Annotated in this window: 16 protein-coding genes and 1 pseudogene; 9 read left to right on the top strand and 8 right to left on the bottom strand. The window is 58.9% G+C overall.

Features of this window, described 5'->3' with window-relative positions:
• Window positions 1-4: 4 nt before the first annotated feature.
• Together JFU11_RS14510 and prlC are read right to left on the bottom strand one after the other, a co-directional pair.
• Window positions 5-292: a YheV family putative zinc ribbon protein gene (locus JFU11_RS14510; protein WP_123720048.1), complete on the bottom strand. Its 288-nt coding sequence runs from the start codon at window positions 290-292 to the stop codon at window positions 5-7.
• Window positions 289-2,379, bottom strand: a complete 2,091-nt coding sequence (gene prlC, locus JFU11_RS14505; RefSeq protein WP_201121317.1) for an oligopeptidase A — start codon at window positions 2,377-2,379, stop codon at window positions 289-291. The genes JFU11_RS14510 and prlC overlap by 4 nt, the downstream gene beginning before the upstream one ends.
• Before the next feature lie 62 nt (window positions 2,380-2,441).
• Between prlC and JFU11_RS14500 the strand changes: the two genes are divergently transcribed.
• Entirely contained in the window at window positions 2,442-2,987 is a 546-nt protein-coding gene (locus tag JFU11_RS14500) for a gamma carbonic anhydrase family protein (protein ID WP_007902790.1), read from the top strand.
• Window positions 2,988-3,032: 45 nt separating this feature from the next.
• Window positions 3,033-3,386, top strand: a pseudogene (locus tag JFU11_RS14495) (HAD hydrolase-like protein); the annotation flags it as partial.
• 65 nt (window positions 3,387-3,451) lie between these two features.
• On the opposite strand, the gene JFU11_RS14490 reads toward JFU11_RS14495, so the two are convergent.
• Window positions 3,452-4,528 (bottom strand): aminopeptidase, encoded by a 1,077-nt coding sequence (locus JFU11_RS14490; RefSeq protein WP_201121316.1) that lies wholly within the window; start codon window positions 4,526-4,528, stop codon window positions 3,452-3,454.
• A gap of 58 nt (window positions 4,529-4,586) precedes the next feature.
• Between JFU11_RS14490 and JFU11_RS14485 the strand changes: the two genes are divergently transcribed.
• Window positions 4,587-5,003 carry a hypothetical protein gene (locus JFU11_RS14485; protein WP_123720044.1) on the top strand — a complete coding sequence of 139 codons (417 nt, stop codon included), beginning with the start codon at window positions 4,587-4,589 and terminating at the stop codon, window positions 5,001-5,003.
• Between the two features lie 40 nt (window positions 5,004-5,043).
• On the top strand, window positions 5,044-5,463 hold the full coding sequence (locus JFU11_RS14480; protein ID WP_123720043.1) for a hypothetical protein: 420 nt from the start codon (window positions 5,044-5,046) through the stop codon (window positions 5,461-5,463).
• A gap of 6 nt (window positions 5,464-5,469) precedes the next feature.
• Here JFU11_RS14480 and JFU11_RS14475 read toward each other — a convergent pair whose 3' ends face one another.
• Window positions 5,470-5,703, bottom strand: coding sequence for a DUF1161 domain-containing protein (locus JFU11_RS14475; protein ID WP_123720042.1), 234 nt, complete (start codon window positions 5,701-5,703; stop codon window positions 5,470-5,472).
• 171 nt (window positions 5,704-5,874) lie between these two features.
• Window positions 5,875-6,306 (bottom strand): OsmC family protein, encoded by a 432-nt coding sequence (locus JFU11_RS14470; RefSeq protein WP_008008030.1) that lies wholly within the window; start codon window positions 6,304-6,306, stop codon window positions 5,875-5,877.
• Window positions 6,307-6,544: 238 nt separating this feature from the next.
• On the opposite strand from JFU11_RS14470, the gene JFU11_RS14465 reads away from it, so the two are divergent.
• Window positions 6,545-7,546: an LLM class flavin-dependent oxidoreductase gene (locus JFU11_RS14465; protein WP_201061008.1), complete on the top strand. Its 1,002-nt coding sequence runs from the start codon at window positions 6,545-6,547 to the stop codon at window positions 7,544-7,546.
• Between the two features lie 64 nt (window positions 7,547-7,610).
• On the opposite strand, the gene JFU11_RS14460 is transcribed toward JFU11_RS14465, so the two are convergent.
• A complete protein-coding gene (locus JFU11_RS14460) occupies window positions 7,611-7,835 on the bottom strand; it encodes a DUF1161 domain-containing protein (protein ID WP_201061006.1) in 225 nt (74 codons plus the stop codon).
• Between the two features lie 130 nt (window positions 7,836-7,965).
• Window positions 7,966-8,181, bottom strand: a complete 216-nt coding sequence (locus JFU11_RS14455) for a dodecin (RefSeq protein WP_007902773.1) — start codon at window positions 8,179-8,181, stop codon at window positions 7,966-7,968.
• Between the two features lie 156 nt (window positions 8,182-8,337).
• Between JFU11_RS14455 and JFU11_RS14450 the strand changes: the two genes are divergently transcribed.
• Window positions 8,338-8,664, top strand: a complete 327-nt coding sequence (locus tag JFU11_RS14450) for a DUF883 family protein (RefSeq protein ID WP_007902771.1) — start codon at window positions 8,338-8,340, stop codon at window positions 8,662-8,664.
• Here JFU11_RS14450 and JFU11_RS14445 read toward each other — a convergent pair.
• Window positions 8,661-9,554: a LysR family transcriptional regulator gene (locus JFU11_RS14445; protein WP_201061004.1), complete on the bottom strand. Its 894-nt coding sequence runs from the start codon at window positions 9,552-9,554 to the stop codon at window positions 8,661-8,663. The genes JFU11_RS14450 and JFU11_RS14445 overlap by 4 nt on opposite strands.
• Window positions 9,555-9,666: 112 nt before the next feature.
• Between JFU11_RS14445 and trpB the strand changes: the two genes are divergently transcribed.
• From trpB to JFU11_RS14430, 3 genes are all read left to right on the top strand, one after another.
• Window positions 9,667-10,902: a tryptophan synthase subunit beta gene (gene trpB / locus JFU11_RS14440; RefSeq protein WP_007902766.1), complete on the top strand. Its 1,236-nt coding sequence runs from the start codon at window positions 9,667-9,669 to the stop codon at window positions 10,900-10,902.
• Entirely contained in the window at window positions 10,902-11,714 is an 813-nt protein-coding gene (gene trpA, locus JFU11_RS14435) for a tryptophan synthase subunit alpha (RefSeq protein ID WP_201061002.1), read from the top strand. The genes trpB and trpA overlap by 1 nt, the downstream gene beginning before the upstream one ends.
• Before the next feature lie 120 nt (window positions 11,715-11,834).
• Window positions 11,835-12,290 carry an anti-virulence regulator CigR family protein gene (locus JFU11_RS14430; protein WP_123720037.1) on the top strand — a complete coding sequence of 152 codons (456 nt, stop codon included), beginning with the start codon at window positions 11,835-11,837 and terminating at the stop codon, window positions 12,288-12,290.
• The last annotated feature ends 14 nt before the right edge of the window (window positions 12,291-12,304 follow it).

The following is a 12,304-nucleotide window of genomic DNA, read 5'->3' as shown; positions in this document are numbered from 1 at the left end:
GCACTCAGTGTTGCTCGTCTGGCTTCTTCTTCAACTTCGGGTTCGGAAAAAACTGCACGGCCTGGACCTTGGTGTCCGGCACCTTGATTGCCGAAGTATTGACCCGCGTGCCCAATTCCTTGGGCACCGACAGACCTTGTTCATTCAGCGTATCGGAATAACCGCAGGCCACGCACTCGCGATGCGGAACGGTGTCTTCGCTCCACATCATCAACTTGTCCGGCTCGCTGCAGGCCGGGCAGACCGCCCCGGCGATAAAGCGTTTTTTGGTGATCACAGGTCCCTCACTCATGCTGCCGCGTCCTCACTCAGGCCGCTGTGGCGCAAGAGTGCGTCAATCGATGGCGCACGGCCACGGAAGTCGACGAACAGCACCATTGGTTCTTGGGAACCGCCCCGCGCCAGGATCGCTTCGCGGAAGGCGCGCCCGGTCTCGGCATTGAGCACGCCCTCTTCTTCGAATTTCGAGAAGGCATCGGCCGACAATACTTCAGCCCATTTATAGCTGTAGTAACCCGCCGCGTAACCGCCGGCAAAGATGTGGGCGAAGCTGTTGGGGAAGCGGTTGTAGGCCGGCGGACGCATGACCGAAACCTCGTCGCGCACACCTTCGAGCACTTGCAGCACGCTACGACCGTCGCCGTGGGTGGCGTGCAATTCGAAGTCGAACAGCGAGAACTCCAGCTGGCGGACCATCATCAGGCCGGACTGGAAGTTCTTCGCCGCGAGCATTTTCTCCAGCAGATCCTGAGGTAACGGCTCGCCGGTTTCGTAGTGACCGGAAATCAGTGCCAGACCTTCTGGCTCCCAGCACCAGTTTTCCATGAACTGGCTTGGCAGCTCGACCGCATCCCAAGCCACGCCATTGATGCCGGACACGCCAGCATGCTCGACTCGGGTCAGCAGGTGATGCAGGCCGTGGCCGAATTCGTGGAACAGCGTAGTCACTTCATCGTGGGTCAGCAGGGCTGGCTTGCCGCTGTCGGCGGGGGTGAAGTTGCACACCAGATTCGCCACCGGGCTTTGCAGCATGCCGTTGATTGTGCGGCGATGATCGCGGGCGCCGTCCATCCAGGCCCCGCCGCGCTTGTTGGCGCGGGCATACAGGTCGAAGAAGAATCGGCCGACGTGCTGGCCGTTTTCCTTGATTTCGAACAGGCGAACGTCCGGGTGCCAGGTATCGAAGCCTTTCAGCTCGGCGATCTCGATGCCGTACAGGCGCTGGACAATGCTGAACAGCCCACCCAAAACCTTGTCGATCGGGAAGTACGCGCGAAGGGTTTCCTGGGCGACGCTGTAGCGCTGCTCGCGAAGTTTTTCACCGTAGAAACCGCTGTCCCAGCTTTGCAGATCCGGGCAACCTTGCTCGGCGGCGTAGGCCTTGAGCTGTTGTAGATCCTGGGCGGCGAACGGCTTGCTGCGTTTGGCCAGGTCGCGCAGGAAACTCAGCACCTGATCATTGGACTCGGCCATTTTGGTGGCCAGGCTCAGCTCCGAGAAGCTGGTGAAGCCCAAGAGTTTTGCCAGTTCCTGACGCAGGTCGAGGATTTCTTCCATGACCGGACCGTTGTCATTCTGACCGGCATTCGGGCCTTGGTCCGACGCACGGGTGCAGTAGGCGGCGTAGACTTCTTCACGCAGGGCGCGGTCCTGGGCGTAGGTCATCACCGCGTAGTAACTCGGGAATTCCAGGGTGATCAACCAGCCATCCAGCTCTTTGGCTTGCGCGGCGGCGGCCATTTGCGCCTTGGCCGACTCAGTCAGGCCGGCGAGGGCGGCTTCGTCGGTGACGTGCTTGGTCCAGGCCTGGGTGGCGTCGAGCAATTGATTGGAGAAGCGGCTGCCCAGCTCCGACAGTTTGCTCTGCACATCGGCGTAACGCTTTTGCTCAGGCACAGGCAGGTCGATACCCGACAGACGGAAGTCACGCAGGGCGTGTTCCAGGATCGTTTTCTGCGCCACGTCGAAACCGGCGGCCTCTGGGCTGTTGGCCAGCGCTTCATAGGCCTGAAACAGTTCACGGTTCTGGCCCAGCTCGGTGGCGTAGGCGCTCAAGGCCGGCAGGCAGGACTCGTAGGCTTCGCGCAACTCGGCGCTGTTGCACACGGCATTGAGGTGGCTGACCGGGCTCCAGGCGGCGCCCAGACGATCGTTGAGCTCATCCATCGCCAGCACCAGGCCGGCCCAGGTCGGTTGTTTACCCTGGATTTTGAGGATATCGACGATGGCGGCGCGGTTGTCAGCCAGGATCTTTTCAATGGCCGGTTGCACGTGTTCGGCACGGATCGCCGAGAACGGCGGCAGGTCGTAGGACTGCAGAAGAGGGTTGTTCACGCTCACGGTTGGCACCTTGGCTGGAAAACATGCGGGAAGAAACATGGCCCCATCTTAATTACAATCGACGCTCACCGCAGCTATCAGCAAAAGAGAGAGAGCCTATCGTGACCCTTCGCAAGTATCAGAACCACACGCCGCTGCTGGGCAAAGGTGCCTTTGTCGACGGCTCGGCAGTGGTGATCGGCGACGTCGAAATCGGCGAAGACAGCTCCGTCTGGCCCCTGACAGTGATCCGCGGCGACATGCATCGCATCCGAATCGGTGCACGCACCAGCGTGCAGGACGGCTGCGTGTTGCACATTACCCACGCCGGACCATTCAACCCCGATGGCTTCCCGCTTCTGATCGGTGACGATGTGACCATCGCGCATAAAGTCATGCTTCATGGTTGTGCCGTGGGTAACCGGATTCTGATCGGCATGGGCAGCATCGTCATGGACGGTGCGGTGGTCGAGGACGATGTGATCATCGGCGCCGGCAGTCTGGTACCCCCGGGCAAGCGTCTGGAAAGCGGTTTCCTCTACGTCGGTAGCCCGGTGAAACAGATCCGGCCGCTGACTGACAAGGAAAAAGCCTTTTTCACCTACAGTGCGGCGAACTACGTGAAGCTCAAGGATCTGCATCTGGCCGAAGGCTACGACCAGCTCTAAGCCTCCTGATAATGGAAAGTGTCTCCCTATTGCTCAGGAGTTTTCATGCATTACCAAACCGTACTGTTCGACCTCGATGGCACGCTGACCGACCCGCGCGAAGGCATCACCCGCTCCATCCAGTTCGCCCTGAGCAAATTGGGCATCGATGAACCGGACCTGACCAGGCTCGAGCACTTCATCGGCCCGCCGTTGTTGCAGGCGTTCATGCAGTTCTACGACTTCGACGAGCCCAAGGCCTGGGAAGCGGTGAACTTCTATCGCGAGCGCTTCAAGGTCACCGGCCTGTATGAGAACCGCGTGTTCGACGGCGTCACGCCGCTGCTGGAAACCCTCGGTGGGCAAGGGCGACAGCTGTACATCGCGACTTCCAAACCGTGGGTTTTCGCCCAGGACATCGGCATACACCGACCTAATGTGGGAGCGGGCTTGCCCGCGAAGAGGCCCGTTCAGTCACCAAAAATTCATGATCCGGCCAACACCTTCAACGCCGCCTTACGCTCCTCAACCGGTAACGCGCCCAGCTTCTCCACCGCTGCATAAAACTGGACCCAATCCCCATCGACCTGCCCGAACAACGCGGCAAATGCCGGCACCCACTGGTCGTACAAACCAAACGGGAGCAGTCGAGCATTGTTCATCGGGGTGTTGATCCAGGCATCGTAGCGTTTGTTCCCAGCCCATTGGCTGTCGCGTAGTGTCCGGTATTCACGGCGCAATTGTTCGAACTCTGCCGCTTTTTGCTCGCGCATTTGTTCGGCAGGCAGCGGCAGGGCGTAAAGCCGTTCCAACCTGGTGCGGGTGTCCAGCACCAACTGGATGAACTGATCGCGTTGCTGCTCCAAAGCTCCATTATCCGGCGGCATGCCTCGGAATGCGCGCCATTGCCGAGTGCCTTCCTGCTCGACGAAGGTGGCGAAGGACTCGTTGAACTCGGTGTCGTCTTTCACATAAAAACGTTGATGGGCGAGTTCGTGGAAAATCAGCGTGGCCAACCGTTCGTCGCCCAAACCCATCATCGAGCTCATGATCGGGTCGTTGAACCAACCGAGCGTCGAATAGGCCTCGACGCCGCCAATCGACACGTCCATACCTTGCAATCGTTGCAACGCGGCCTCACCGCGGGCAGCGCTCTGGCTGTAATACCCGCGATAGGCGACGCAGCCAGCGATGGGGAAACAATGGTTCTGCGGCTTCAGCGAAAACTCCGGCGTGGCAAAGACGTTCCAGACTACAAACGGTCGGTCGATGTCGGCGTACAAGCGGTAGCTCTGGTTGTCCGGCAGGTGCAGGCGTTGGCTGGCGAATGTCCGGGCCTTTTGTGATTGGGTCAGATGCGCGCGCAATTGCTGATCGCGGCCGGGATCGGCAATCACACTGGAAACCGGCTCACGTGCCCGCAGCAAGTGCAGCTGACCACTGGCCAATTGGCCGTAATAGCTGATGCTGGTGCAGCCGTTCAATAACAAAAGAAACATCCCCGGAAACAAAATGCGTAAAACGCGATCAAGTAACCCAAGGCTTGGACGCGGCCTGATCAAAATGAATCATCCCTGGAAAGTCTGCCCGCAAGACTATCCCGCCTATTGGAGCTCCGCTATGCGCAAGTTGATGCTGACGGGAGGCCTGCTGATGCTGGCCGGTTGTGCTGGACTGCCCACCCCTGATCCTTCGCAGGCGTGGATCGATCTGGATTCACGGCAGGAAGACACCGCGCTGCAAGCGGTAGAAGTCGATGACAAGGCTTCCATCGACAAGCGTTACTTCGAGGTGCAGCCCGGTAGCCATGAGCTGACAGTTCGCTACTTGTTTGCTGTCCAGCCGACCAACATTGGCCCCAACGCCGAGCCGCTGTGGCGCGACTGCCAGTTGAATGTGAAATTCAAGGAATTCAACGCCGGTCAGCGATATCAGCTGCAAGCGGGATATATCGGCTTTCGGCCGTGGGCGAAGCTCTATGATCAACAGCGAAAAGTGATTGGGCAGGGCACACCGGCAGGCTGCCAACGTACTTGATCGACGCTATGCTGAATTATCAGTCCTTGGGAAATTCATCATGCGCAGGTTGTTGCTGTTGCTCGCTGCAGGCGCCTTTGTCGGTTGCACGAGTCCGTTGCCGGCGGTCGATCCGCAGATGGCCTGGGTCGACTTCGCTACGCCGAGCCCCGGCGGGAAACTGCTGATGGCCGAACGGCTGGACAACCAGCGACTGAGCGACGGGCGTTACTTCCAGGTCACCCCGGGTAGCCATGAACTGAGGGTACGTTTCGATTTTGAGGTGTTTGGTGGTGGCTCGGGCTTGATGAATGCTCCGCTGGAGCGGCTGTGCTACCTGACCATCAACTACGACCATTTCGAGGCCGGCCAGCGTTACCTGCTGGAAGCGCGTTCTATAGCGTTCACCCCCAGCGCCCGGCTGTACAACGCCAAGCGGGAGATTGTCGCCGAGGATCGACTGACCAATTGCGTCATGTGAGACGAATCAACGGTCATTTTTTTGGTAGATGATTTTCTTGGTGCCGCCTTCGCATGAGCCGACGACCATGTTCTGATCGTGCACTTCGTCGTTGGTGACGATTTCCAGTGTGTAGGACGAGACGTTGTTGGCCTGGATCTTGGCTTCGATCTCGGCCTTGAGTTCCTCACAGGATTTCGGTGCCGCGAAGGCCGATGTGGCCAGCGTGCAACAGATAACCGCCAAGGCAAAACGTTTCATGGTTGAAGCTCCCTTAAGGCAGCGCGCATGGTGATGCGCTGAAGCTGCTGTCATTTATTCGACCACAGTTTTGTCTGTCAGGTTATGTTTCAGGGCAAAAAAAGACCGCAACCTGCGGAAGGGAGCCCGCGAAGGCTGCGATCTTTTACCCGCTAACGTATCAACCCATTATCAGCTGACCAACGTCGCATCCAGGCTGATTTTCGCATTCAGCACTTTGGACACCGGGCAGCCTTCTTTGGCTTTGTTGCTCAGTTCCTCGAATTGCGCCTGGGTCGCCCCGGGGATTTTCGCCTTGAGAATCAGTTTTACCGCTGTGATTGCAAAGCCACCGTCTACCTGGTCCAGGGTAACTTCAGCAGTGGTGTCGATACTGTCGGCCTTAAGGTTGGCCTCGCCGAGAATCATTGAAAACGCCATGGAGAAACAGCCCGCGTGAGCCGCGCCGATCAGCTCTTCCGGATTGGTGCCTTTACCCCCTTCGAAACGAGCCTTGAAGCCGTAGGGCGCGTCTCTGAGAACGCCGGTTTCCGTGGAAATCGAGCCGATACCGGTTTTCAGATCACCTTCCCAATGAGCCGATGCTTTCTTTGTGATCGCCATGTCTGCCTCCTCAAGATCCGGCGCGAAACGTCGCGCCTTCGTGGTTTTCGGTTACCAGGGTTCTGAGGATAGACCGTCCGGCAAAGTTCACCTCATCTGATCAGTCTTCTAATTGCGTAGGAATTTTGTCTCTCCTATTGAAACTCGGGTATATGCCCTCATTGCATAGAACACGCTTATAGACTCGGCAGGTTTTCGTTCGTGAAAAAACCTGCTTACCCATTGGAGAAGCAGGTTCATGAAACGACTATCCGATATCAAGTTTTCGACCCTCGATCTGGTGCCCGTGCGGGAAAACGGTAGTGCAGCCCAGTCCCTGCACAACTCCCTGGACCTGGCGCAGCACGTCGAAAAATTCGGCTACAACCGTTTTTGGGTCGCCGAGCACCACAACATGGACGGGATCGCCAGTTCGGCGACCTCGGTCCTGCTGGGCTACTTGGCTGGCGGAACTTCGACCATTCGTGTCGGTTCGGGTGGCGTGATGCTCCCCAACCACGCGCCACTGGTGATCGCCGAGCAGTTCGGCACCCTTGAAAGCCTGTATCCGGGACGGATCGACCTGGGCCTGGGGCGCGCCCCCGGCTCCGATCAGATGACCGCCCGCGCCTTGCGTCGTGAGCGCTCCGGCAGCGCCGACGACTTCCCGGAAGACGTGACTGAACTGATGCGCTACCTCGGCCCGCGCACGCCGGACCAGCGGATCATTGCCATGCCGGGTACCGGCACCAACGTTCCGATCTGGTTATTGGGTTCGAGTTTATTCAGTGCTCAGTTGGCCGGTGAGCGCGGTTTGCCCTACGCCTTCGCCTCACATTTCGCACCGCGCTTCATGCATGAGGCGATTCGCGTTTACCGCAACCACTTCAAGCCTTCAGCGGTTTTGGATAGGCCGTACGTGATGCTCGGCGTGCCACTGGTGGCCGCAGACACTGACGAGCAGGCCGATTACCTGGCAACCTCGGTCTACCAACGGATTCTCGCGTTGATGCGTGGCCAGAGCCTGGTGCAACGCCCGCCAGTGAAGACCATGGAGGGCCTGTGGCTGCCCCATGAGAAAGAAGCGGTCGGTGATTTCCTTGGCCTGGCCATGGTCGGCAGCCCGCAAAAAATCCGCGCCAAGCTGGAAGTGCTGATCGAACAGACTCAGGCCGATGAGCTGATTTTTACCTGTGACCTGTACGAACATGCCGATCGCTTGCATTCCTATGAGTTGCTGGCGCAGGTCATGAAAGGCTGAGGCGCAAACCGCACCCACAAAAAAGCCGACGCCATTGCGTCGGCTTTTTCATTTTCGAGGGCGGTCAGCCCTGCTTGTAGACGATTTGCCTGGAGCCTTTTTCACAGGTGCCGACGACTTTTCCGTCAGCAGCAGCGCCTTTGTCGATGATCTCCAGTGTGTAATTGGAAACACCCTTGGCATCCAGTTTCGCTGCGATTTCGGCTTTCAGCTCGTCGCACGACTTGCCCTGGGCAAAGGCTGTTCCCGCCAGACTCAACAAACCTACCGCCAAAATAAACTTCTTCATGGGTTGCACTCTCTGGTCGGATCAATAGGGGGAGGGCATCCAGCTATCGGCTGGATGCGCTCACCGCGTAGCGCTTTGCCCTTCCCTATGGCATTCGGCCGGCGCGCAAGTTCAGAAAACCAGCTCAAACTCAGCTACTGGCAATCCGGAATCCGACTTTGAGCGTCACCTGGAAGTGTGCAGCTTTGCCGTCTTTGATGTGCCCACGGGTTTCGGTCACTTCAAACCATTCCATGTACTTGAGACTTTTGTTGGCTTCGGCCAGGGCGTTGTTGATCGCATCTTCAATGCTGGTGGTGGATGAGCCAACCAGCTCGACTTTCTTGTAGGTGTGATGGTCAGTCATGGCGTTCTCCTTGAGGTGTGAAATACAGCCTAGCAGTGATTTTTCTTATTTCTTCTGTCGACTAATCCGGGGGGAAGTTCAGATTTACTGCACTTTCTCGAACCCTTGAAGTCCCAACCAACACACGCCACTCATCAACAATGCAGGAGAGCCACCATGGCCAATACCTCGTTACGCAAAGCCTCATTGCAAAGCATGGAAGCCGAGATCGAGAGTCTGCTGAAATCGTTGGAAAGCCTGAAGGACGACGCCTCGGACGAGTCGCGTAAAACCCTTAAAACGCTGAAAATCAACGCCGAGAACGCGCTGAAGCATTCGCGTCATCTGCTTTCCGATGCCTATGAAGAGGTCAAGGTCAAAACCCGTGAAACCGGGATCGCGACACGTGACTACGCCCAGGAACATCCTTGGACTACAGCCGGCGTCGCCGTTGGTGCGCTGGGTCTTCTGGCAGCCTACCTGCTGTGCAAACGCGGTAATTAAGGTGCCTGACGCAGTTCGTTTTTAAGCCACTGCGCCAATTGCCGAGCGCGCCCGTCCGCGGCGCGCTTGGGTAGCCATAACGCCAGTTGCGCCGGGGTTTCACAGAAACCCCATGGCGCAACCAGGCGACCGGCTTTCAAATCCTCGGCCACCAGCGGCTCGGGCGCGATGGCTACACCCAGCCCGGCCACTGCCGCCTCCAGCAAATAATACAAATGCTCGAACCCCTGACCATACTTCAGCGCCTTGGCGTCGAGGCCGCTTTGCTGCGCCCAACTCGGCCAGGCTTGCGGGCGTGAGGTGGTGTGCAGCAAGGGTTCGGTCAACAGTGCGTTTGCCGGTGCGTTCTGCAGCCTTTCGTAGCCGACGAATCGTGGGCTCATGACCGGGCCGATGCGTTCGCTGGCCAATTCGTAGACCTGCATGTCCGCCGGCCATGGCGGCTCGGCAAATACCAACAAAGCATCCAGGCCGGGCCGCCGTGGATCGAGATCGCCTTCGCCAGCCGACAGGTGCAAACGCAGATCCGGCAGGTCTGCATTGAGCCGCCCCAAACGCGGAATGAACCAGCGCGCCAGCAGGCTGCCCGAGCAGCCGAGCACGAATGGCGCATCGGCGGTGCTTTGGGTTAGTTCGGCGCAAACGCTGCGCAATCGCTCGAAGGCTTCGCCGCTGACATCGCGCAAACGGACTCCGGCATCTGTGAGTTTCAGGCCGCGTCCATCCTTGATGAACAGACTCACGCCGAGGTGCTCTTCCAGCACCTTGAGTTGTCGGCTGACCGCACCATGAGTGACGTGCAGCTGTTCGGCGGCCTGACTGACGCTGTTCAGGCGGGCAGTGGCTTCGAAGGCGCGAAGAGCGTTCAGTGGCGGAAGGTCGTGGCTCATGGGATCTGTGAGTTTTCCTGACAGGTTGTGGCGATCTTATCGGTTTTCAGTGCGGGATGTCAGGGGTAGAGTGAACCCCATCGTCACCTCTCGAATACAACTGGAGCGACCCATGACCCAGACTAATCTGCGCAACGGCCCCGACGCCAACGGCCTGTTTGGCGCGTTCGGCGGCCGCTACGTCGCCGAAACCCTGATGCCGTTGATCCTCGATCTGGCCCGCGAATACGAAGCGGCCAAGGAAGATCCGGCGTTCAAAGAAGAATTGGCCTACTTCCAACGAGATTACGTCGGACGTCCAAGCCCACTGTATTTCGCCGAGCGTCTGACAGAGTTCTGCGGCGGCGCGAAGATTTACCTCAAGCGCGAAGAGCTGAACCACACCGGCGCGCACAAGATCAACAACTGCATCGGCCAGATCCTGCTGGCGCGGCGCATGGGCAAGAAACGCATCATCGCTGAGACCGGCGCTGGCATGCACGGCGTGGCGACCGCCACCGTGGCTGCGCGTTTCGGCCTCGATTGCGTGATCTACATGGGCACCACCGACATCGAACGTCAGCAAGCCAACGTGTTTCGCATGAAGCTGCTGGGCGCCGAAGTGATCCCGGTGGTCGCCGGCACCGGCACCCTCAAAGATGCGATGAACGAAGCCCTGCGTGACTGGGTGACCAACGTCGACAGCACCTTCTACCTGATCGGCACCGTCGCTGGCCCGCACCCGTACCCTGCCATGGTTCGCGACTTCCAGGCTGTGATCGGCAAGGAAACCCGCGAGCAGTTGCAAGCCCAGGAAGGCCGTCTGCCCGACAGCCTGGTGGCGTGCATTGGCGGTGGTTCCAACGCCATGGGCCTGTTCCACCCGTTCCTCGATGACAAGAGCGTTGAGATCATCGGCGTCGAAGCTGCCGGTTATGGCATCGAAACCGGCAAGCACGCGGCCAGCCTGAACGGCGGCGTACCGGGTGTTCTGCACGGCAACCGTACTTTCCTGCTGCAGGACGACGACGGCCAGATCATCGACGCTCATTCGATTTCCGCCGGCCTCGACTATCCGGGTATCGGCCCGGAACACGCCTGGTTGCATGACATCGGCCGCGTCCAGTACACCTCGGTGACCGACGATGAAGCCCTCGACGCGTTCCACAAATGCTGCCGTCTGGAAGGGATTATTCCTGCACTGGAAAGCGCCCATGCCCTGGCCGAAGTGTTCAAACGCGCACCGACGCTGCCGAAAGATCACTTGATGGTGGTCAACCTGTCCGGCCGTGGCGACAAAGACATGCAAACCGTGATGCACCACATGGAACACTCTCAACAAGAGCAATCCAAGCAGGAGAAACACTGATGAGCCGCCTGCAAACGCGTTTTGCCGAACTCAAGGAACAGAACCGCGCCGCCCTGGTGACCTTCGTGACCGCTGGCGACCCAAGCTACGACACGTCTCTGGCGATCCTCAAAGGCTTGCCGGGAGCGGGTGCCGACGTGATCGAGTTGGGCATGCCCTTCACCGATCCGATGGCCGATGGCCCGGCGATTCAACTGGCCAACATTCGTGCCTTGGGCGCCAAACAGAACCTGGCGAAAACCCTGCAAATGGTTCGCGAGTTCCGCGAAGGCAATAACGAGACTCCGCTGGTGCTGATGGGTTATTTCAACCCGATTCACATGTACGGCGTGCCGCGTTTCATCGCTGAAGCCAAAGAGGCCGGTGTCGATGGCTTGATCGTGGTCGACATGCCGCCCGAGCATAACGGCGAGCTGTGCGACCCGGCACAGGCGGCGGGCCTGGACTTCATCCGTCTGACCACTCCGACGACTGATGACGTGCGCTTGCCGACTGTATTGAACGGCAGTTCCGGCTTTGTTTACTACGTGTCGGTGGCGGGTGTGACCGGTGCGGGCGCGGCGACTCTGGAACATGTCGAAGAAGCCGTCACCCGTCTGCGTCGCCATACCGATCTGCCGATCAGCATCGGTTTTGGTATCCGCACACCGGAGCAAGCGGCGTCCATCGCGCGTCTGGCCGACGGTGTGGTGGTGGGGTCGGCACTGATCGACCACATCGCCAATGCCTCAACGCCGGATCAGGCTGTGGAGGGTGTACTCAGCCTGTGCGCAGCCTTGTCTGACGGCGTACGTAAAGCGCGGGTCAGCTGAAGGTAAAGTTCCTGATACAGAGGAATTAGAGCCTCGCAGCACAGACTAAACAGCAAGACCGAGGGCTTCAGGACTACGTTCTGAAGCCCTTTTTGCTGTATGGCTGTGAGGAAAGACCTGATGAAAATGCCGAAACGTCTGATTGCCAGCCTGGGTGTGCTGATGCTCAGTGCGACTCCATTGCTGCACGCCAGCGCCGATCAGCGCGACGATAACGACCGAGGCGGGCCGCAGCAGGGCCATTACGATAACCGCGGTGACAATCGTGGCGATGATCACCGTGGCCCGCAGGACAATCATCGCGGCGGTCCGCCACGAGATTTCGGCCCGGTTCGCCAGACCATCCATGATAACCATGGTTATTTCGTACGCGGTGCGCCGCCACCTCCAGGTGTTCATCTGGTCCGTGGCCGGCCGTTGCCTCACGGTTATTACGGCGAACGCCTGGATAACCGCGCGTTGGGCCGACTGCCGCATTACCCGGGTTACGAGTGGCGTCGTGCGGGCGGCGATATTGTGCTGATCGCCGTAGGCACCGGGATTGTTTATGAGATTCTTGATGGGGTTTTGTATTGACCCACAGCTAAGCA

Source organism: Pseudomonas sp. TH37 (genome assembly GCF_016650735.1).
GTDB classification, from domain to species: Bacteria; Pseudomonadota; Gammaproteobacteria; order Pseudomonadales; family Pseudomonadaceae; genus Aquipseudomonas; species Aquipseudomonas farris.
Note: the sequence above shows the minus strand (reverse complement) of the source record. Positions and strands in the feature narration are given on the sequence as shown.